This is a genomic window from Fodinibius sp. (assembly GCF_041642155.1).
Lineage (GTDB): Bacteria > Bacteroidota > Rhodothermia > Balneolales > Balneolaceae > Fodinibius.
In genome coordinates this window covers 1-22,477 of the sequence record NZ_JBEPWZ010000013.1, presented here as the reverse complement: position 1 = coordinate 22,477, position 22,477 = coordinate 1, and the positions used below count along the sequence as shown (strand labels likewise).

Here is a 22,477-nt window from a genome sequence, read left to right as displayed (position 1 = left end):
TTTAACATATATCCGAATACTATGAAGAAGTTAGTGTTTATTCTTGTATTATCTTTTTGGGCATTCAGCTCGTGCGATAATTTCCTGGCGGAAACGCCTAAGGATGAAATTTCTGTGGACCAGTTACTGAATACGCCGGAAGGAGCCCGGGGATTGGTAAATGGGCTGTACCGTGACGGTCAGGGTGCCGGCTTCTACGATTCCGGGGGTTTTGGCGGGGCCGATGTTATGATGGGTGGATATATGTCCGGCTATTTCGATAACGAAGGGAAAGGCGAACGCATACAGGGTCAGGTCGCCCAGGATCTCCAGGTAGGCCCCGAAGTGTTAAACCAATTCTTTGATGGGTGGTGGTCGGGCCACTATGAAGTGATATCCAGGGCGAATACAGCCTTGAAGTACATCCCCGATATGGCGGGACTATCTGACGACGAAAAGAATCAATTACTGGCAGAAGCCCGTTTTTTTAGAGCCCTTAATTATTTCTCATTAGTTAAATTCTTTGGTGATGTACCGTTAATAACGGAACCGGTAGAAAGTCTAGAGAACATAGAAGTGGAACGTACCAGTTCTGAAACGGTATATGATCAGGTTATAGCGGACCTGGAATGGGCACTGAATCAGGGATCATTAGTCGAGGGTGCTTTTTCAATGAACGGCTACAGGATAACGGAGGCCGCCGCATCTACTCTCCTGGCTGATGTTTATCTCCAAATGGCCGGTTATCCTCTTCAGCAAACGGCTAATTATGCAAGTGCTGCGGATGCTGCCAGAACCGTTATTCAGTCTGGATCGCATGAATTGATACAACACGGAGAATCCGTCGGGGAGAGCGCTTATAATAAAATGCGTACCTCTGATACGGACCGGGAGTATATTTATGGAATAGAATATGAATCGGAGATCGCTCCCAGCCAGTATCCCCGTATCACGGTTCCGGGCGTTGTACGACCGGAAGGTATTAACTATGGGCGTACCTTGAATGCCTATCGGCCTATTGAAGAATTTACCTGGTTTTATAATCCGGATGAGGATCTTCGAATACAGAACCAGCAGTTGTTTTATAATTCATTTGAACGCGGTGGACAACAATATCAATTTGGAGAATGGGCTCCCTACCTGTGGTTCGAGGAAGAAGCTATCTTTGAGACGGGCAGAGGGGGACGTGATATAAGAGTGTATCGCTATGCTGACGTGTTGTTAATTGCGGCCGAAGCGATCGCCCGTTCCGAGGGCGTAACGAACGAGGCCGTTTCTTACCTTACGGATGTCAGAAGCAGGGCCTACTGGCAAACGGACAGAAATGAAATTGAAGCTTCCTTGAGCGGGCTTTCTGAACAGGAATTCGTTGAGGAAGTTTGGAAGGAACGACTTCGTGAATTGGCCCTGAACTTTAAGATCTGGTCGGATATTCAGCGAACCCGGCAGTACCCCGTACCATCAGAAAGTAATCCGGGTGAGATCACCTTTGTTGATGTGGTTGGTCAATCCAATAACTGGGGACAAACATATGAAGAACATCATCTGTTGTATCCGCTTCCCGATGATGAAATCCAGACCAACCCTGCACTTGAGCAAAATCCCGGTTATTAACCCGAGTTATAAATGTTAAAGGCTGTTTTGCAAAATCAGCCAGTGAGCTGAATGTGCTGGTTGTGGGGGGCATAAGGATTTCCGTGCTTATCTTTATCCGTTTGCCCAAAGAGCTCAGGCGGGTTAAGAGATTCTGAATAGTTCGGGAACACTGAAGTAGAAGTCGGTATGATTGATGCTCCTTAGTGAAAGAGCTTGTTCTACAGCGGCACATGTCGGAACGGAAGTGCTTTTTTTGCGGGACATGTTAAATAAAGCGATGGACAGTGAGGGCTGAAGGAACTTTTATTGAAATTACAGACCAACATGCCCTACTTTCTTGTTGTTGGATTTGCATCTCGAATATATTTCATTTAGAATGCAGCATTCTATTTTATGATATGAATAGAAATGATATGATTAGAAAGCCCATGTAGTTGCTATTTACACACCAGTAGTTTTAGAAAGCTTTGAAAAACCAGTCCCGAAGCATCGGGAAATATCAAAGCCTGAGCGCATTCGAAACCACAGCAAATAAGGCATATGTGAGTGTGCGAAAATGAAGCAATTGGCCAAAAGAACAGTTTTGCAAAGCCTTCTTTTAATTTGAGATATAGATATAACGTATAAAACTTTACAGAGTACCATTTATGCAAATTAAAGAAAGTCCCGAAGAATATGATGTTTGTATTGTAGGTTCCGGAGCTGGCGGCGGAATGGCCGCGCATGAACTTACCAAGGCGGGGGCAAATGTCATTATGCTGGAAGCCGGGGGATGGTTCGATTCGGAAGATTTCGCCATGTTCACCTGGCCCTATGAGTCGCCCCGCCGCGGGGCCAGCACCCGCCTGCAGCCCTTCGGTGAATTTGATGCCTGCTTTGGCGGCTGGGATATTGAAGGTGAGCCTTATACCCAAAAGAACGGCAGTAATTTTGACTGGTTTCGCGGCCGGATGCTGGGAGGGCGTACGAATCACTGGGGACGTATTTCGCTGCGCTTTGGTCCGGATGATTTTAATGGGAAGAGTATTGACGGGCACGGTGATGATTGGCCCATTAACTATGAGGACATAAAACCCTATTATGACCGGATAGATCGGCTTATTGGGCTTTTTGGAACGAAGGAAGGTATTCCGAATGCTCCCGGCGGGATTTATATGGATCCCCCTGAGCCCCGTTGTTATGAATATTTGATTAAGGATGCCTGTGATGACATGGGTATTCCCTGTATTCCATCCCGTTTGTCGATTATCACGGAGTCTCATAATGATCGTGCGGCCTGCCATTATTGCGGACAATGTAATCGCAGCTGTTCCACGCATTCTAACTTTTCGTCGCCTTCCGTATTGCTTCCGCCGGCACTGGAAACAGGAAATCTGGAAATTAAGACCGGTGCTATGGTTCGTGAAGTGACGTACAGCGATGGGAGGGCAACGGGGGTTTCGTACGTTAATAAAGAAGACCAGCAAGAATATAAAGTGAAGGCCAGGATTGTAATATTAGCGGCCAGTGCCTGCGAATCCGCCCGGTTGCTTTTGAATTCAACGTCTGCTGATTTTCCCAATGGGCTTGCCAATTCGAGCGGGGTGGTCGGGAAATACCTTAATGATTCAACCGGAACATCGGTGATGGGGCTTATTCCGGACCTGATGAATTCGCCTGCGCATAATGAGGACGGTACCGGCGGGATGCATTTATACATCCCCTGGTGGGAAGACAACAGCAACTTGGACTTCGCCCGGGGCTATCATGTTGAACTGTGGGGCGGACGCGGGATGCCAAGCTATGGATTTATGGGGGGTATCCAGAACTACACCGATATTTATGATGATCGCCCCAAAGGGGGTGGTGGCTATGGAAAACAATTAAAAGAAGATTACCGTCGCTACTATGGTTCCATGGTTGGCTTTTCAGGCCGGGGAGAGGCTATTTCGTATGAGGATAATTACTGCGAAATAGATCCCAATGTTGTAGATGAATGGGGCATTCCGGTATTGCGATTCAATTATGAGTGGAGTGACCAGGAGTATAACCAGGTAAAACACATGCAGGAAACGTTTCACAGTATCATTGAAGAGATGGGCGGCACGCCGCTGTGGGACATTCCTCCCAGGGAAGAAGGGTATGGTATTACCAATCCGGGTGAAATTATCCATGAGTGCGGCACTACCCGAATGGGAGATGATCCCGATACATCAGTACTCAACAAGTATTGTCAGGCACACGACGTTCCCAACCTGTTTGTTGCTGACGGGGGACCGTTTGTATCTATGGCGCACAAAAATATCACATGGACTATTTTGGCCCTGTCGATGAGAACGTCGGAGTATATTGCCGATCAAATGAATAAAGGAAATATATAATTATAGCCGTGAGTCATGTGCCTTGAGAAGTTAGGAGCACTTGATGATCCTCCAGGTTTCCGATACTTACTCGTGACTTGCGGCTTATGACTAAAGACTACTAACACTATGGACAGAAGAGATGCGATAAAAACGTTGTCCCTGGGAACGCTGGCAGCCAGTTTTGCGATGACCGGCTGCGAGCAGGCGCCCGAAGAGGCTGCAAAACAACACAAGTTTTGGAAGCATGTAACAGAAGAAGACCTTGAGAAATGGGAAACCCAGTTCTTTACCGATCATGAATTTGAAACGGTGCGCCAGCTGGCCAATATGGTCATTCCAGCCGATGAACGTTCCGGCAATGCCGAAGATGCCGGCGTGCCGGAGTTTATCGATTTCATGATGCTGGATCGTCCCGCAAACCAGACGCCCATCCGTGGCGGACTAAGCTGGCTGGATGTACAGTGCCAGAAACGATTCGACAGGAAATTTATAGACTGCACCGAGGAAGAGAAAACCGAAATGCTCGACGAGATTGCGTACCCGGATGCGGCGAAACCCGAAATGCAGCCGGGTGTTACCTTTTTTAACCGGTTCAGAGACCTGGTTGCCTCGGGTTTTTGGTCGAGTAAAATCGGAATTGAAGATATCGGCTATATGGGCAACCAGCCCTACGACTGGCAGGGCTGTTCTCATGAAGCCCTCGAACATCTGGGACTGGATGACAAAAAAAGAAATACCGCCTGATTTTTTTTACCTTACCTGTACAGATGGGCCAAAGATTTAAGAAATATGTTTGCTGGTTAACATGAAATAGGCGCATATTTATTGTTCAGGAGCCCGAAGTCACTTAGAGGAAAAACGCCGGTAGGGTCCCAGTACTTGTGTACTTCTTTTTTTGGGGGAAGATAATCATCAACCTGTTATAACTAACCTTATACATAAATGAATGCTATGAAATTTTTATCCGTGTTAAGTTTATCACTGGCATTGCTTGTCACAAGCAGTTGCACGAGTCAGGCCCAGCACAACGAGTTGTCAGAAGAAGAGAAAAACGAGGGCTGGACCTTGCTGTTTGATGGAGAAACGACCGATCACTGGCGGGGCTATAACAAGGAAGCCTTTCCCGAACAGGGATGGACGGTTGAAGATGGCAGGTTAGTGGTATTATCGGATGGTGGGGGAGGAGATATCATTACTCAGCAAAAATATGGGGACTTTGAGCTGAAGCTGGAATGGAAGGCGGACAAAGGGGCGAACGGGGGCATTTTCTACCGTGCTATGGAGCAGCCAACCCAGCCTATCTATTGGTCGGCCCCGGAGGTACAGATCCTGGACAACGAAAATCACCCCGATGCCGAGCAGGGAGAAAACGGCAATCGCAAGGCGGGTTCGTTATATGATCTCATACCGGCGCAGCCACAAAACACAAACCCTTTTGGCCAGTGGAATTCCGTGAAAATTGTAGCGGACGGCTCGAGTATTGAGCACTGGCAAAACGGGGAAAAAGTAGTGGAATATGAACTGTGGACCAACCAGTGGTACGAGATGATTCGCAACAGCAAGTTCCTTGAACATCCCGAATTCGGCGACGCCCGTGAAGGATACATAGGCCTGCAGGATCATGGGAACAGGATAGAATTTCGCAATATCAAAGTTAGGGAGCTCGAATGATTTCGGGTAGCATATTCACCCAGAATGGTATTAAAAACCCAAACATCCCTTCTGTAATTTACTGAGATTTGATTTCTCTGTGGATTCCCGGTGTAATAAGAAAAAGCGATCCTTCATCCGAATAATATTTATGGCCAGCTCGGAGACGGGAAGAGTGGTAATTGTCAAATAAAGTTTAATAGGTCAAATAATATTATTCAAGGTATACTAAGGTAGGTACTTTCTAATTTTCTAATAGGATTAATAAAAATAACTTATTTACTTTTTGGCAAAAAGCCCCTTTTTTAAGACCGGCATTTGTTGGTTACCTAAGAAATTTGGATGAAGTTAAGAGAAAACAATGAAAAGGGGTGGATAAATAGAATCCGTCAGGGTGATGAACGGGCTTTCGAGCGATTATTCAAGAGGTACTTTTATAAATTATCTCGTTTCGCCTGGCGGTATGTAAAATCCAAAGCAATTGCAGAGGAGTTGGTCCAGGAGGTTTTTGCCGATATTTGGGACAAGAAAAAGGAATGGAACCCCACCAGTTCTTTGAAACTCTACCTTTACCAGTCTGTCAAGCACCAGGCGCTGGATTACCTGAAACATGAGCAAGTACGAGGTGAATATGATCCCCAATGGATGGAAAAGAGGGAGTATCCCACCATAAATTTTCAGGATACCCGCCGCCAACAGCAGATCCGTGAAGCCATAAGCAAAGAAATAGAGGCCCTCCCGCCCCGGAGCAAGATGACCTACAAATTACACCGGCATGATGGCTTAACCTATGAGGAAATTGCCGAAGTTATGGATGTTTCGGTGAAAACGGTGGAGTCGCAAATGACACGGACATTAAAAAGACTGCGGAAACGTCTGTCCTATCTGCTGCCCTTTCTTATTATCGCTTCTTTGACCGTATAAGAACCGCAGAATATAATCATAACGTGCTATACGGTTGCTTTCAAAAAACCGGTCACTGTCCACAACCCCTGAAAGCATTGTTGTGGTAAATACCGTTGAAGGAGGTGATTTTAAATTTATTTCAAAAAAAAAATGCAGGGTATCTGTTTTTTCGATCGTCTAACTAATAAAGTAGATCGAGAATATTAAGATAATGTCGACTGAATACAAGTGGAAAGTAATACAGCGCTATGTTTCCGGTCGTTGTTCGGCGTCAGAACAGCGTAAAGTTGAGGGTTGGATGGAGAACGATCCAACTACCAGGAAATTAGTAGAAGAAGTGGAGCAAATCTGGTCGTTAACACCGGAGGAGGATTTTGAGGTCAGCGTAAAAGATGCGTGGGACAGATTTCAGGTGCGAGAAGTGAGAAAGCAGACCTCCCGGCAAAGAAATGATAGACAGCATTATCAAATGGGAGTATTGGTACGTGCCGCTGCTGCCATTTTGCTGATGGCATTTATTGGTTGGTTTTCATGGCAATATATTGATGAAAGTAATATAGAGACTGTTTCCTCGATATCTCAAGTTGAAATGCAAAGCGTCAATACTGAGAATGGTGAGCGTGCTCAGCTAACTTTTTCCGATGGAACAGTTATAACGTTGAATGCTGCCAGCTCCCTTAAATATCCCAAAGCTTTCCAGGAGGCTAAACGGGAAATAAAATTGAAGGGTGAGGCTTACTTTGAAGTAGCTTCGAATACAGAGAAACCCTTTGTTGTGCATGTGAATAATGTTGAAGTTGAAGTAGTCGGCACCAAGTTTAATGTCAGGGCATGGGAAGAAGATTCAGAAGTAAGTGTGGGAGTCCGAGAAGGAAAGGTAGCTGTTAATTCAGTCTCAGAGGATCACCGCCAACAAAAGGACAGGGTATTGCTTACGGAAGGACAGTATACAAGCGTGATTGAAGGTAAGGGGCTTACACACGTTCAAAATATTGACATTGAAAAGCACTTGCTATGGATAAATGGGGGATTATATTTTGATAATACTCCGTTTAAGAATGTCTTTCGCCAGATTGAACGCGAATTTAATGTAGATATTACTGTTGAAGATAAAGATATCCTGGAGGTTCCTTTTACCAGTACGTTCGAGGATGTTAAATTAGAAAAAATTTTGAAGGTTCTCTCTGCTTCCATGAAAATGGAATATCGTAAGGAGGAGCAGAATATCATGTTTTACAAGCCTTGAAATAGTTGTAACAACCAGCCAGATAATTATTTGAAGGTGATAAGGTCAAACAGGTTTAAATAAATAATGGATATTAAAATGTTAATTTTAAAAAGAGGAAATAGGCAAATGGGTAAATGGATACAATATATTCGATTCGGGATGGCTTGTATAATAATCTTTGGGTTCCTGCCAATGGATCTACATTCGCTACAAGTCCAGGATCAGCAAAAATACACGTCCAATGAAATATCATATGCAACGATGCTGGAAGAGTCGGAGGCTTTTTACAAGGCTGATTTCGACACTGAAATAAGCGTTGAAGTGAACGGATTGACGGTCGAAAAAGCGCTAAAGGAAATTGCGGATATCACAGGAATGAAGCTGACCTATCGTGGTGATATCATGGAAAAAAAAGAAGTGACGCTGGTAAACAACAAGATAAGCGTCAGTGATGCCTTGGATTATGTACTACAGGGAACAAAGCTTGACTATCTGTTTTCAAGGGATGGCTATCTATTGATCTACGAATCGCTTGATCAGTTGAGGGATATGCAAGCGCAGGTAGAAGTTACAGGATCGGTCATTGATGGCGAAACCGGAGAACCACTTCCCGGGGTTAACATTTCGGTTGAGGGAACGACCACAGGTACCTCCACGAATGTGGATGGTGAATACAGTCTTGAGGTCCCCGGACCTGAATCGGTGCTTGTATTTTCTTTCATAGGGTATAAAACCCAGAAAATAACTGTTGGAGAACAGAGAGTGATTGATGTTGTTCTGGAACAGGACCTGGGAAGACTGGATGAAGTTATAGTGGTAGGTTATGGGACGCAGGAGAGGCGGGATCTGACTGGATCTGTAGATCGAATAGAAAAAGAGACTTTCCAAAATCAAAATATAACACAGCTCGGAGATATGTTGGCGGGAACAATCGCCGGGTTCTCTGCCAATCAAAGTACCGATCCGGCCGGTGGAAGCTCAATGGAAGTAAGAGGGCCGACGTCATTAACAGCTGGCACTGACCCGATGATAGTGCTTGATGGGGCCGTATATAATGGCAGCCTGCGTGATATAAATCCGAATGATATTGAAACCGTTGATATTTTAAAAGATGCCAGTTCAGCTGCCATATATGGTGCTAAAGCAGCTTCAGGAGTTGTGCTTATAACAACTTCAAAGGGGAATATTGGCAAGCCGACTATCGATTATTCCAGCAGAGTAGGGGTGACCACCCCGACCAAAGAACGCAGACCGTTTGGTCCTGAAGAATATATAGATTTTAGAGCGGATTGGTTCAGAACCGTATTTCCTGGTCAGGAATATCACTACTATACCAGTCCGGAAGAGTTGCCTGATGATATGAGTCGCGATGAATGGCGTAACTTGAGTGAGAGCCCTCTTGAGGATAATACAAGGGAATACTTAAGGCGTTTGGCATTCTTTCCTATAGAACAGGAGAACTATATTAATGGAGAGACCACTGATTGGTACGACGTTGTTATGCAAAACGGTATAAGACAACAGCATGACCTTAGTGTCTCAGGTGGTTCAGACAGGGCTACTTATTACTGGTCTATCGGTTACACCGATAATGAAGGACTCCGGGTTGGAGAAGAATATTCAACGGTACGTTCGAGGTTAAATATAGATTTAGAAGTCGTCGAGTGGTTAAATGTTGGTGTAAATGCACAGTTTTCTGATCGTGACGAGGGGGGCGTACCCGCCAGTATGTTTTATGCGAACAGTCCGTTTGGACAAGTATATGACGATCAGGGTAATTTAGAGAGACTGGCACATGGACATACGAATAACCCATTGTTAGAGCATAAACTGCGTGACAGAGACCGGCGCGTGAACAGTTTCTTTTCTAATGTTTACGCTGATGTTTCACTTCCTTTCGGCATCGAGTACAATTTGTCGTTCCAGCCGCGGTATGAAACCATGAGGCATCTTGAGTTTCGTTCAACGGATGTACGATTTGGGGGTGACCCGGATCAGGATCAAAGCGAAGGATTCAGGGACCGATACTCACAATACGAATGGATGGTGGATAACCTGGTAAAATGGAACAAGCAAGTGGGTATCCATGATTTCGATGTAACACTGCTGTATACGGTCGAGGAGAGTAATGAATTATCTGAATTTATGCTTAATCGTAATTTCGCTCCCAACGAACAGCTTGGCTATCATGGGTTGCAGTTTGGAGATAATCCCGAGATAGAAACGTACGATACCGAAACTTCGGGTGATGGTATGATGGCCCGGCTGAATTACACGTTAATGGATAAATATCTTTTAACGGCCTCTATTAGAAGAGATGGTTATTCTGCCTTTGGACAGGATGAGCCCCGGGCGACATTCCCGGCAGCTGCTATAGCCTGGCAGATCTCAGAAGAAGAGTTTTTTGATATTGATCCCATTAATCAGTTAAAACTCAGATTGTCCTGGGGGGTCAATGGCAACCGGGATATAGGTCCTTATTCTGCACTGGCTCAGCTTGGTTCCAACCTGTGGTATGACGGTTCAAGTACCCAGGTGGGGGTTTATAATTCCTCTCTGGCGAACCCCGGTTTGGTTTGGGAAAGAACAGAATCATTTAATGTTGGATTAGATGTCGAGCTGTTGGAGAGCCGTATTAGCCTGACGATGGATGCCTATGATGCAACAACCACTGATTTGTTGATGGATCGTCGACTACCTGCACTAACGGGATTTGATAATGTGACGACAAACCTTGGGAAGCTGAACAACCGGGGTTTTGAGCTAACATTGCGAAGTAATAATATTAACTCTTCAGATGTTAACTGGAGTTCAGAACTTGTTTTTTCACTGAATCGAAATAAAATAAAATCGCTTTTCGGTGATCAGGGGGAATACACGCTTTTAGGTGAGACTCGCAGTGGAGAACTTCCTGACTTTACGAATCAGTGGTTTATAGATCGCGCTATTGACGCCGTGTGGGACTATGATAATGTGGAAGTATGGCAAGAGGATGAGGCTGAGATGGCTGCTGAATATGGCCTGAGACCGGGGGACTTTAAAGCCCTCGATGTCAATGGCGATAATAATTACAGGGCAGAAGATGACAAGCGATTTATTGGCCACGAACAGCCGCGATACCGCCTTGGGTTGAGAAATGAAGTTTCTTTTTTAGGCAACTGGACGGCCTCGATGTTTATTCGGGCAGATCTGGGTCATATAGGAGCATATCCCGGGGCCTTGAATCCTGGCGAGGAATCAAACGACAGGCGTAACAGGCATGTTGGCCCCATCCCATATTGGACACCTCAAAACCCAAGCAATGAATATGCCCGGCTGGATCTTCGTACGGGACCATATGGAGGGGGATTAATGATTTATAAGCCCCGTTCATTTGTGAGAATTCAGGATTTTTCTGTTGCTTATGCTCTCCCTTCAGCTCTTACCGAGCGACTGCCTCTGCAGAATCTTCGGGTTTTTGGTAGTGCTCGAAACCTTGCCACTTTTACTAAATGGCCGCACTGGGATCCGGAATCAGGCAGTTCTCCGATGCCCAGTACTTATACAATTGGGATAAATTTATCATTGTAAATTTTGTTGATCTGTGCCAGAATAAAAACTTTAAATATACTAAGCATTAAATTATGGAACGGCTAACCAAGTTAAGTTCAGTTTTAATAGCAGTACTTCTGTTCATGAATATGAGTTCGTGTGCAGATTTATCGCCTAACCCGAAGTCATTCTTTAATCCTGACAATGTCTATATCGATGAAGCAGGATTTGAATCATTACTGGTAACAATGAGAAAGAATCTCATGTATGAAAATACGGGGTGGCACCATCCCATAGCCATGGACCATATCCTTTCGGATGTAGCCATCACCATTGATCCCGCTGATCTTAGAGATGTCACTCCAAGCGACGGTCCTACATGGCCCTATCTCAGTTATTTTGATGATTCCTATGAATTTATCAAGGATACCAATGTGCTGGTTTCGAGGATAGATGATGTCGAATTTGACAGCGAGGAAGACAAAAATCGTATCCTGGCGGAAGCTTACTGGCACCGGGCATACTGGTACTATCGGTTAGTTCATACCTATGGTGATGTTCCCTGGATAGGCGAGGAATTGGAAGGTGCGAAACTTGATTTTCAAACGTATACGAGAGAAGCCATCCTTGATAAAATACAATCGGATCTTGAATGGGCAGAAGAGTGGCTTCCTGAAACGATGCCCAGCCAGGGAATCGTAACGAAAGCAGCAGCTACTCACCTGTTGACGAAAGTATACCTTGCCAATTTGGATTACGACGGTGCAATAGCAGCAGCCAATCGACTGATTGATGGTCCGCATGCACTGATGACGGAACGGTTTGGCATTGATGCGGACGACCCGAAGCGAAATGTCCAATGGGATTTACATCGCTGGCAAAATAAGAATAGTGCGCAAAATACCGAGACGATTTATGCAACGATAGACCGGCCGGATGTTGCTTCGGGTGCAAGGTCCGGAGGCAGTTATACCAGCAGGAACTGGACACCCTCGTACTGGAAAATACTGGACGAAAACGGCAATCGCATGTGTAACTGGAGTACTCCCACAGGTGATACCCTGGGGATAGGTAATGCGGACGTTCGAACAAACAACTTCTGGCACTATAAGATTTGGAATGATGGCACGTATACCTGGGAAGATACTCCCGACGAAAGAAGGGCCGACATAAACTGGACGGAGATGAATGAAATCAAAGGCTGCCATGAAGGTTCACCACAGTACGGAGAACCCTTTACCAAAGAGTTCTATGGTTCGTTAATCGATACCTTTGATACCTGGTATCCATGGCCCCAGTACAAAACATTCGTACTCTCTCCCAATACGCGATTACCAGTCGGTGGAGAGGCGGATTGGTATATATTTCGGTTGGCAGAGACCTATCTGTTAAGAGCAGAAGCTTATTTTTGGAAAGGAGAACTTGGTCCCGCCGCTGATGATATAAATGCCGTCAGGGATCGCGCCAACGCTCCGCTCATTACGGCAGGAGATGTCACAATTGATTATATATTCGATGAACGTGCCCGTGAATTATATATGGAGGAACCCCGGCATTCCGAGATGGTAAGGGTTTCATATATAATGGCCGCAGAAAACAGAAATGGGTATAGCATGGATTCCTTCAGCGAAAGTAATTGGTTTTATGACAGGGTTATGGAACTTAATGATAATTATCACGAGCCGGAACCTATATGGAGGGGAGATGTATCTCATATTGATCCTCATAATGTATTAATGCCCATCCCGCAAAGTGTCATAGAGGCAAACACACAAGGGAAAATAAATCAAAATGAAGGATATGACGGGGCCGGAAGTAACGAACCGCCGCTTGAGGAAATAAGTGAGTAGGTGGGGTAAGGCAATGCAACCAAGTAATATAAATACACAAGCTTTCTACAATATCCTGTATCTATAAAAATAATATAAAGGTCCCCAATGAAATACTCCCCGCTGCGTATCCTTATACTATCTATCGCGCTCTTTTTTGTTTATGGTCAGCAGTCGTTTGCCCAGGAGCAAGGCTGGCAGGCGGATCCCGACCGGATTGAGTATTTAGAAGAGGAGCGTCCCCAGTATAACTGGCGGGAGTCTGCCGTTCCGGATTTCCAGTTGCCGGATGCACTGGAGGCTGCCGGTGGCTCGAAGGTACAAACTAAGGAGCAGTGGCAGCAGAGACGCAGCGAGATTCTCAATCAGTTTCGGACTCATATGTATGGCCACCGGCCGGGTCCTCCCGAAAACCTTTCCTTTGATGTCGTTGAGGAAGATCCGGAGGCCATGGACGGCCGCGCTACCCTGCGTCGGGTAGCCATCAACAGTCAGCATGAAGGACGCAGTCACGAATTCGAGCTGATACTTTTTCTTCCCAATGAAGCACCAAAGCCTGTTCCGGTCTTTTTGCTCATGAACAACCGCGACCCTGATAATACCGATCCGACGCGAGAGGAAAAATCCGGATTCTGGCCTGCCGAAGAAGTCATCGACCGTGGTTACGGCATCGCCGCTATCCAGAATGGCGATCTGGCTCCGGATGACGAAGAACATTATCATGAGGGCGTCATTCGTCTTTTTGAAGGTGAACAAGCCGCGGTTGACAGGGAACCGGACGCCTGGATGGCCCTGGCCGCATGGGGATGGGGCGCCAGCCGGGTGATGGATTATTTTGAAATCGATTCCCGTGTCGATACCTCCAGGGTGGCGGTACTGGGACATTCACGCGGCGGGAAGGCTTCGCTTTGGGCCGGAGCCGAGGATGAGCGGTTTTCAATCGTTATTTCAAATAATTCCGGCAGCGGGGGAGCGGCATTGAGCCGCCGGGCCTTCGGGGAAACCCTTCGTGCGGTAAATCGTTTCAGACACTGGTTCGCCGGCAATTATGATGCCTTCGACGATCGCGAAGAGGCCCTGCCATTCGACCAGCACATGCTTCTTTCACTGATTGCACCGCGGGCCGTCTATGTGGCCAGTGCCGATGAGGATTTGTGGGCCGATCCCCGGGGGGAGTTTCTCTCGCTTGTCCATGCCTCTCCGGTGTATGCCCTCTGGGGCCATGAACCTATTCGCGCCGATGAGATGCCGCCGCTGGATCAGCCGCTTGTCGCCGGTCCCCGCGGCTATCATGTTCGCAGCGGGGGACATAATCTCACTCCTCAGGACTGGCATTACTATATGGATTTTGCAGATCATTTGTGGAGGTAGGAGATTTGGAAATGCCGGCCCGGTTGAAGCCAACGCGTCAGGGATGGGATTTTTGAATGGAGAAGGTTATTCTACATTGTAAACCGCATATTAATCTTAAAGGAAGCTGATAAAAAATGCTCAAAGGCAAAAACGGTATTCTGCTCATTCTATGTCTCATTCTTCTTGCTCAATCCCCGTTTGTATACGGACAAAGTGATGAAGATAAACGTCAAGCGTACCTCGAAGAGCTGAGACAACTGCAGGAAGATCCGCCGTCGGACGATTTTGTCAGTTTCCACGACAAGACCTGGCTCGACTGGGTGGAACGCACAGGCGCCCTGCCCCCGAACTTTGAGGAAATACCGTCGATCCCATTGCTCCCGGATCCGCTGGTGATTGATGAAGGTGGGGAAAACGTCCCGGTTCGAACTTCCGCCCAGTGGATTCAAAAGAGACAGTGGATAAAAGAGCAGGCGAAGCATATTTTATCCGGCACCTTTCCGCCGCCGCCTGAAAATATTACCGCCAAAGTGTTGGAAAAAAGCGTGGAAGACGGGGTCAAAATCGAGATGATCGAGCTGCGGTTTGGCGAAAACAACAAAGCAAAGCTTACCCTGGAACTGTTAACCCCCCCGGGCGAAGGTCCCTTTCCCGTATTTATGACCCAGTGGAATCACAGGGGATGGGCCCAGATTGCCGTTCGGCGGGGATATATGGGACTGGTATACGCGGGGGCCGATGCGAAAGACGACACCCGGGAATACCTGGAGCTGTGGCCCGATTACGACTGGAGTACCCTTATGACCCGGGCCTGGGGCGCCCACCGGGCGGTGGATTATTTGTATACGCTTGATCGGGTGGACCGCTCAAAAATCGCCATTACCGGTCACTCCCGCAATGGGAAACAGTCCGTATTTGCAGGGGCTTATGACGACCGGATTACCGCTGTCATCAGCAGCAGCGGGGGCACCGGCGGGGAAATCCCATACCGCTATACCGACAAGCGTCACTCCAACGAAGAGATCGAGTTTCTGGTCTCCCGGAGAACTCACTGGCTCCATCCGAGGTTGCGTTTCTACTGGGGACGCGAGCACAAAATGCCGATTGACCAAAATTCACTGTTATCCCTGATCGCTCCCAATTCGCTGTTACTCAGTTCTTCCATAAGAGAAGGGAAGGCCGGCGGAGCGCCGTGGGCGATAGAGCACAATTATCAATCACTGAAAGAAGTATATGCATTTCTCGATGCCCCTGAAAAACTGGGCCTTCGCCTTCGCGATGGAGAACACGCGGTTGAGGCCCGGGATATTGAAGCATATCTTGACTGGCTGGATGTTCAGTTCGACCGGACAACCACGCTGGATTGGGTGAACGAAGGGGTGTACAACTATTCGTTTGATCAATGGAAAGAGTTGAGCGGCGAAACCGTGAACCCAGAGGATTTTCCGGTGATTCCCGCTGACCGGCCACTACGGGCGCGTAATAATGGAGAGGAAATAACATCGGCGGATGAATGGCAAAAACAAAAAGAGGATATTAAAGAAGATATTAGCTGGCTTTTGGGGGAAGAGCCGGCCGGAGTTTCCGCCAGTCCGATCCGGCGGCTGACCGGGAGGGACGATTACCTCAACAGTTTTATCAGCCGGCCCGAAGTCTCGAATGGCAGAAGCAGGAATATCGCCCCCTATAATGCCATGGGTGACTATCTGATTGGCAGATTGTATTATCCAACCGATGCGGAAGGGGAGATGAAGACCGGCGAGGACGGTCAGCTGCCTGTGGTGATCTACTTGCACCGTTTTTCCAATACGGGATTTGACGCTACCAATTTAAACGCTCTTTTTGAGGATATCCTGTCAGAAGGAATGGCGGTTCTGGCCATGGATCTGATCGGTTTCGGCACGCGCATAGAAGAGGGGACCCATTTTTATGAACGCTATCCTCACTGGTCCAAACTGGGCAAGATGGTCACCGACACGCGGGCTGCCGTGGATGCCCTGGAAAGCTTTGATTTTGTGGACCGGGACCAAATATTTCTTTCCGGGTTTGCCCTGGGAGGGACGGTGAGCCTGTTTACGGCGGCATTGGATGATCGCATCGCCGGTACGGCTGTTTCGGGTGCTTTTACCCCCCTGAGAGATGCCACAGAGCATGTAGAAGGGATAAAGACCTATTCGCATCTGCACGGACTCCTTCCGCGACTCGGTTTTTTTGCCGGAGAAGAAAACAGGATTCCCGTCGACTTCTCAGAAATCCTTTCTTCCATTGCTCCAAGACCTCTGTTGGTGTTCACCCCAGAATTGGACCGGCATGCTGATCTTGAAAATGTGGAGCAGAGTATAAAACAGGCACGATCCATATATGAAATCCTCGATGCTTCCCCAGACCTTGAATTCCGTTCGCCCCATGAATTCACCGGCTTCTCATCTTCCCAGCAGGAACATCTGGTGGAGTGGCTGAATGAGATCTCAGGTTTATTAGAAGACGATTAAAATAAACCTATTGAGCTGTTGCCAATGATTTGATCCCGCTCACCGGTGCGATGATGAATGAATGTTCAAGGTTTTACCCCCGGGTGTATATATATTATAACTGCCTTTATTTGTGAACCGATCGTTAAAGTTTTGCTGCAGAACAATCCGACAATAATAATTTTTTAACTAATAAGCTGATGATCACGATTATTAATTTTTCTAATGTGGTTCTGCGGTTAATATTGGTATCACTGTTCTTCTTTACCGCAGTCGCGGCCGAGGCACAGGTGAATCAGCCACTGGCTCCTCTGCTCAGGACCGTAGATATGAATGTTGGGGAAACCGTTGAAATAAAGTTGCATGATGGAAGTATAACTGAAGTAGAGCTTCTTGCAGTGGATCCTGTGACAGACACTGTAGCGGGGGCTGTTCGCGAAGTGAAGGTGACTGTACGTGTAAAGGGCAAAGAAAAAACACTGAGTTCAGGTAACTATAACCTTCCCGTAAACGCAGGTGGAGTTCAGATTGATTGTCCCGTAACCCGGGATTATACTGAAAAGGCTCATATGGACTGGTGGGGATTAGAAAAAGATGTTCGCCTCCGCCTTTGGCCTGCCGGCTCTCCCTATATTTGGCCGGGAACCTTTGTTTATCCGGTGGACCAGAGATGGCTGGCCTCCTTTACCCAATACAGTAACGAACCCGTCGTAGGTACCCCTCGTGCTGATGGATCAGTGTATTACCATGCCGGTCTGGATCTCGGGGGCGCGGAAGACATGGTTGAGGTGTATGCGGCCACCGATGGCGTGGTGGTGTCCGTACGGGGTGAGGTCCTGCCAGGGGAGCCCGAGGAACCGATCAGTCCCCGCTATGATGTGGTGTACATCCGGGATGCCCGCGGCTGGTTTTACCGGTATAGTCACTTTGATTCCATAGTACCCGATCTACAGGTCGGACAGCGGGTCCGTGCCGGACAAAAACTCGGCATGCTCGGCAAGGAGGGAGGCAGCGGCGGATGGTCCCATCTTCATTTTGAAATTGTAAGTAAACAGCCGTCCGGCTTGTGGGGCACCCAGGAGGGATACGCCTTCCTGTGGCAGGCCTACCAGCGGCAACATAACCCTGAGATCCTGGCTGTAGCCCGCCCGCACAAGGTTATTCAGGCAGGAGAAACGGCTACGCTGAGCGCTGGTAATTCATGGGCGAAAAATGAAATTGACAGCTACGAATGGACCCTGTCTGACGGTTCAACCCGGGATGGGGAGGAGATTCAGCAGAGCTACAGCCAGCCAGGAACTTACAGTGAAATTGTTAAGGTTTCTGACCGCGAAGGGAACTATGACTACGACTTTGCTGTGGTAAAAGTATTTGAGGAAGGGAGTGACGGGACCGAAGGCCTTCCGGATATTCATGCGGCGTTTTATCCCACCCAAAATATTGCCCCTGGCGATAAAGTATTCTTTCAGGTTCGCTCGCGATGGACAACGGAAGGATATGACGTCTGGGATTTCGATGATGGTAGCGCTCCTGCCACCGTCAAGTCTAATATCGAGACCGACAATCACGCCAGGGTCGGATATTCAACGACGAGTCACCGGTTTGATGAGCCCGGCGATTATTTGGTAAAGGTACAGCGGGAGACTTCCCGGGGGACAGCTACCGCTCATCTGTATGTCAGGGTCAGACATTGACAAATTGAATTACATTCATCAATCAGTCATCATTCCGTAAATATTATGAGCCCGATACCCTTTATGAAGCGTTTTATCTCTTTAGTTGCACTAATATTCATAGGCAGTATCATCCTGCCGGGCTGTGAGTCCGGCAGCTCCTTATCGGTCGAAGACTTTAACTTCGACGGTCCGCATGGGTCCGACGGAGCACGTATCGAAAAAATGGGCGAAAATCATTTTAAGGTCGCCCTCGCCCATGCCCCAAACCACCCGGAGTGGCCCAATAAATTGAATTTTGAGATTACGCAAAACGCGAAGGGCAACGACTTACGGCTGGAGGTGGAATTTGACGGCGGTCCCGGTATGTCCTTTAATGAATACTTCCAGTCCTGGTCCTACGACCGGCAGCAGTGGCAGCCGATCCACTGGGAAAAAGGAAAACAGGAGTCTCCGCAACATGATATTTTAACTTTTCCCACCTTTGAGGAAGACCAGGTATTTGTCGGTACACAAGTGCCGATGTCGTTTAAAGAAGCCGAAAAACTGCTCAAAGAATGGGCGGAGTATCCGGATGCCTCGCTAAAGACCATCGGCGAATCAATACAGGGACGTCCCCTGTACCGGTTAGAAATTAATGATGCCCAGAGTCCCGTCTCGCCGGAGGACCGCTGGGTACACTATTTTGCGAATCAACACCCGGGAGAGCATAACTCCCAGTGGCGGATGGCCGGAATGGTTGACTGGATACTGAGTGAAGAGGGAGCTGATTACCGGCAGAAGAATATTTCTCATTTTATCTTTTATATGAGTCCCGATGCCTCTACCCACGGCTGGTACCGCGTGAACGGGGAGGGGGTGGATATGAACCGGTCGTACCGGGCAGAAGGGACTCATCCGGAGGAACAGACCCACGAAGCCTATCAGTGGCAGCGGGACCTGGAAGAGTTAATGGATTCGAACACACCGGTAACTTCGATATGGGCGATGCACACCTGGCAGGGTATTGTGGAGCCCCTGTTGCGAGAAGGACCTGAAATGGGTTCTGTGATGGGACCATGGACTGATTTTCGGGACATTATGGAGGAGAATGACCCGGATAATTTAATCAAACCTCTTGCGGTGCGGGAAGGTATGCCCGGTTATGGGGCAACGAGCTGGTCGGATGGACCACACAAGCAATTTGGTGCTACGAGTATTCTTTGCGAGGGAGCCGGCTCTCTTTATACGAAAGAAGCGAATATTAGGTCCGGGGAGATTATAATTGAAAGTATCGCAGCCTATTATGATAAGAGAGAAAAACAGGGTAATTAAAAATATATATCATCCCGATTGGTTAAGACGCTGTTAACAGTGGCAGTTGAAAAATGGTCCTGTTCGTCCGGGTCGGATAGGATTATTAAATAACCAGGGTGCCCACCGGAGGTTAAAAAATAAGCCGTTTGCCGGGTTTTTCTAAATTCTTTATTATAAGCCCAGAATAAATTCACAAAAAAACCAAGTCCCGGATGGCTTCGGGGAAGAGTTGTACTTCTTTACAAAAACTGAATTTTTTCAGGAGACAGTACTTGCACTATTTGAAAAAAATACTTAATTGATACCTTATGTAAGCAATCGTAATTAATAGGGTTAGTATTTATTGGGTAAGGCCATCAAAATGGAAATTTTGGTATCAGAAGAAAGACTAAAAAAGATTGTAAAATTGTTGATTTATCAGTAGTATTCAGTTGATTTGTTAACGATATTATATTTTTACCTAAAATTATAATATATATCGATATATATCGCTAAAAATATTAAATGATAATATTTTAAAGGACAAACAAATCAGAAATGTACTGACAAGGTTTTGATAAATACTATTCCTCAGGTCCACTACCATATTTATAGAGGACTTTGAAAACCAGGAATTTTGGTGAAAATCAAAGCCTGGACGAATTTAAATCCGCAGCATCTAAGACACATGCGAAGTTTTTGGATTCGCAAAAATACAGAGTTTGGCCATAAAAACGGTTTTGCAAAGCCCTCTTATAATACGGTTCGCAAAATATAATCCATATTGGTAAGATAAATGTAAGATGAAGGGCATAGATGATCATATACTGTTAAAAAGAATTAAAGAAGGTGATAGAGAATCGTTTAGAGAACTCTATAACAAGTATCATCAACCCCTCTATTACCTGTCAAAAAAATATCTCAAAGATGAAATTTTTGCTAAAGACGCCGTACAGGATATTTTTGTAAAGGTGTGGAAAAAAAGAGATGAACTTAATGAGTCCTCTTCTATAAAGAGCTTTTTATTTACGATGCTGAAGAATCATGTCCTGAACATGATTCGGGATAAAAAGAATCACAGAAAGATTTTGAATGAGTTGAAACGTACTGATTATAGCTCCTCTGAGTCTAACCCGATTGAAAATCAGGTTATCTATTCAGAATATTTAGATTTTCTGAAAAAGGCCGTCAAAAAATTATCGCCGGCAGAAAGAAAAGTTTTTCAAATGAAAAGTTTTGAAGGTCTTTCGAACGCTGAGATAGCCGAGAAAAATGAGGTTTCTGTTAATACTGTAAAAACCCAGTATTACCTGAGTTCAAAGTTTGTACGTAATTACCTGAAAAAACACGCCGACCTATTCATGCTCCTCATAATTTACCTGTTTCAGGTATAGAATTTCGTATGACAGTGACAAGGATATAGCATTTTAATTTTATCAATGTTATTAGTATTCTCTCCTCTTCTAATTCTATTGCTTTTGATCTCCTGATCTGTACTAATAACGGAGATGTTCGGGAAAGTCAACAAAAACTGACAAAAATAAATAATGCAACTACTTGATTGGATTGTCATATTTCTGTTTTTCTTAGTCATGGTGTTTATCGGGTTCTGGTCGTTTCGGGAGGTCGATGATTCGGGAGACTTTTTCGTGGCGGGCGGTAAGTTGCCCTGGTGGCTTTCTGGGATTTCCCACCACATATCCGGTTACAGCGGTGCCGTATTTGTCGCTTATGCGGGACTCGCATATACCCATGGCTTTGCGATCTATGTATGGTGGGCGTTTACGATAGCGATAGGAATTTTTGTGGGAGCTGTGTTGATTGCGCCGCGGTGGACGCGATTGCGCTCTAATTTTAATATTGAGTCGCCCACGGAATATTTGAAAACAAGATACAACCTGCCTACCCAGCAGCTGATGGCCTGGTCGGGCGTACTGCTCAAACTATTTGATGTAGGGGCGAAATGGGCCGCGATTGCTGTTCTGTTAAATGGATTTACGGGAACCCCGCTGATATACGGGATACTGCTGGCCGGGGGAATCTCTCTTATTTATATAACCGTAGGAGGCTTATGGGCCGACGTGTGGACCGACCTGGCCCAGTTTGTGGTTCAGATCGTTGCCGGTATCATCATGTTTGTCATTGTACTGAAGATACTGGGCGGCGTCGATTCGATTTTTACGATGTGGGATCAGCTGCCGGAGGCCAATGGACAGCTTTTCAATGACCCGTATACCCCGTTCTTTGCACTGGCCTTCCTGTTTATCAATTTGCTGAGTTATAACGGTGGAACATGGAACCTTGCTACCCGCTATATCTCATCTCCTTCGGGTTCGGAAGCCCGCAAGGCCGCTCTCCTGTCAGGAGCTTTATATTTGGTCTGGCCGCTCATCCTGTTTTTCCCCATGTGGGCCGCTCCGATTATTTTACCGAACCTGGAAGACCCTACGCAATCGTATGCCATGATCACCCAGGAGCTGCTGCCACCCGGGTTGGTCGGATTGGTGCTGGCCTCCATGTTTGCCAATACGATGTCCATGACCTCCTCCGATGCCAATACGATTTCCTCGGTCATTACCCGCGACATTCTGCCCAACCTTTCTAAAAAGTTTCAAAACCTGAAGCGAAAACAGTCCCTGCGCCT

14 protein-coding genes are annotated in these 22,477 nt (G+C 46.6%); all 14 read left to right on the top strand.

Annotation, left to right across the window (positions count from 1 at the left end):
* The first annotated feature begins 21 nt into the window (after window positions 1-21).
* Entirely contained in the window at window positions 22-1,593 is a 1,572-nt protein-coding gene (locus ACESLU_RS01995) for a RagB/SusD family nutrient uptake outer membrane protein (protein WP_372634389.1), read from the top strand.
* A 629-nt stretch (window positions 1,594-2,222) separates the two neighbouring features.
* The gene (locus tag ACESLU_RS01990; RefSeq protein ID WP_372634387.1) at window positions 2,223-3,935 is read left to right on the top strand and encodes a GMC family oxidoreductase; all 1,713 of its coding nucleotides are present in this window, start codon (window positions 2,223-2,225) and stop codon (window positions 3,933-3,935) included.
* A gap of 108 nt (window positions 3,936-4,043) precedes the next feature.
* Window positions 4,044-4,661 (top strand): gluconate 2-dehydrogenase subunit 3 family protein, encoded by a 618-nt coding sequence (locus tag ACESLU_RS01985; protein ID WP_372634385.1) that lies wholly within the window; start codon window positions 4,044-4,046, stop codon window positions 4,659-4,661.
* 207 nt (window positions 4,662-4,868) lie between these two features.
* Window positions 4,869-5,588, top strand: coding sequence for a DUF1080 domain-containing protein (locus tag ACESLU_RS01980; RefSeq protein WP_372634383.1), 720 nt, complete (start codon window positions 4,869-4,871; stop codon window positions 5,586-5,588).
* A 321-nt stretch (window positions 5,589-5,909) separates the two neighbouring features.
* Window positions 5,910-6,491 (top strand): RNA polymerase sigma-70 factor, encoded by a 582-nt coding sequence (locus tag ACESLU_RS01975; protein WP_372634380.1) that lies wholly within the window; start codon window positions 5,910-5,912, stop codon window positions 6,489-6,491.
* 193 nt (window positions 6,492-6,684) lie between these two features.
* The gene (locus ACESLU_RS01970) at window positions 6,685-7,719 is read left to right on the top strand and encodes a FecR family protein (RefSeq protein ID WP_372634378.1); all 1,035 of its coding nucleotides are present in this window, start codon (window positions 6,685-6,687) and stop codon (window positions 7,717-7,719) included.
* A 66-nt stretch (window positions 7,720-7,785) separates the two neighbouring features.
* Window positions 7,786-11,271 carry a SusC/RagA family TonB-linked outer membrane protein gene (locus ACESLU_RS01965; protein ID WP_372634375.1) on the top strand — a complete coding sequence of 1,162 codons (3,486 nt, stop codon included), beginning with the start codon at window positions 7,786-7,788 and terminating at the stop codon, window positions 11,269-11,271.
* Window positions 11,272-11,480: 209 nt separating this feature from the next.
* Window positions 11,481-13,082: a RagB/SusD family nutrient uptake outer membrane protein gene (locus tag ACESLU_RS01960; protein ID WP_372634372.1), complete on the top strand. Its 1,602-nt coding sequence runs from the start codon at window positions 11,481-11,483 to the stop codon at window positions 13,080-13,082.
* A gap of 87 nt (window positions 13,083-13,169) precedes the next feature.
* The gene (locus ACESLU_RS01955) at window positions 13,170-14,432 is read left to right on the top strand and encodes an acetylxylan esterase (protein ID WP_372634370.1); all 1,263 of its coding nucleotides are present in this window, start codon (window positions 13,170-13,172) and stop codon (window positions 14,430-14,432) included.
* A 116-nt stretch (window positions 14,433-14,548) separates the two neighbouring features.
* Window positions 14,549-16,906, top strand: coding sequence for a dienelactone hydrolase family protein (locus tag ACESLU_RS01950; protein WP_372634367.1), 2,358 nt, complete (start codon window positions 14,549-14,551; stop codon window positions 16,904-16,906).
* 179 nt (window positions 16,907-17,085) lie between these two features.
* On the top strand, window positions 17,086-18,579 hold the full coding sequence (locus ACESLU_RS01945; protein WP_372634364.1) for a PKD domain-containing protein: 1,494 nt from the start codon (window positions 17,086-17,088) through the stop codon (window positions 18,577-18,579).
* 63 nt (window positions 18,580-18,642) lie between these two features.
* Window positions 18,643-19,872, top strand: coding sequence for a M14 family zinc carboxypeptidase (locus tag ACESLU_RS01940; protein WP_372634362.1), 1,230 nt, complete (start codon window positions 18,643-18,645; stop codon window positions 19,870-19,872).
* A gap of 764 nt (window positions 19,873-20,636) precedes the next feature.
* The gene (locus tag ACESLU_RS01935) at window positions 20,637-21,227 is read left to right on the top strand and encodes an RNA polymerase sigma factor (RefSeq protein ID WP_372634360.1); all 591 of its coding nucleotides are present in this window, start codon (window positions 20,637-20,639) and stop codon (window positions 21,225-21,227) included.
* Window positions 21,228-21,380: 153 nt separating this feature from the next.
* On the top strand, window positions 21,381-22,477 hold a 1,097-nt coding region (locus ACESLU_RS01930; protein WP_372634358.1), incomplete at its 3' end, for a sodium:solute symporter family protein.

Coding starts and splice junctions, on each gene's coding strand:
- ACESLU_RS01940 (WP_372634362.1), top strand. CDS start 18,643: ATGAAGCGTTTTATCTCTTTAGTTGCACTAATATTCATAGGCAGTATC.
- ACESLU_RS01945 (WP_372634364.1), top strand. CDS start 17,086: ATGATCACGATTATTAATTTTTCTAATGTGGTTCTGCGGTTAATATTG.
- ACESLU_RS01950 (WP_372634367.1), top strand. CDS start 14,549: ATGCTCAAAGGCAAAAACGGTATTCTGCTCATTCTATGTCTCATTCTT.
- ACESLU_RS01970 (WP_372634378.1), top strand. CDS start 6,685: ATGTCGACTGAATACAAGTGGAAAGTAATACAGCGCTATGTTTCCGGT.
- ACESLU_RS01935 (WP_372634360.1), top strand. CDS start 20,637: ATGAAGGGCATAGATGATCATATACTGTTAAAAAGAATTAAAGAAGGT.
- ACESLU_RS01975 (WP_372634380.1), top strand. CDS start 5,910: ATGAAGTTAAGAGAAAACAATGAAAAGGGGTGGATAAATAGAATCCGT.
- ACESLU_RS01955 (WP_372634370.1), top strand. CDS start 13,170: ATGAAATACTCCCCGCTGCGTATCCTTATACTATCTATCGCGCTCTTT.
- ACESLU_RS01985 (WP_372634385.1), top strand. CDS start 4,044: ATGGACAGAAGAGATGCGATAAAAACGTTGTCCCTGGGAACGCTGGCA.
- ACESLU_RS01995 (WP_372634389.1), top strand. CDS start 22: ATGAAGAAGTTAGTGTTTATTCTTGTATTATCTTTTTGGGCATTCAGC.
- ACESLU_RS01990 (WP_372634387.1), top strand. CDS start 2,223: ATGCAAATTAAAGAAAGTCCCGAAGAATATGATGTTTGTATTGTAGGT.
- ACESLU_RS01965 (WP_372634375.1), top strand. CDS start 7,786: ATGGATATTAAAATGTTAATTTTAAAAAGAGGAAATAGGCAAATGGGT.
- ACESLU_RS01980 (WP_372634383.1), top strand. CDS start 4,869: ATGAAATTTTTATCCGTGTTAAGTTTATCACTGGCATTGCTTGTCACA.
- ACESLU_RS01960 (WP_372634372.1), top strand. CDS start 11,481: ATGAGAAAGAATCTCATGTATGAAAATACGGGGTGGCACCATCCCATA.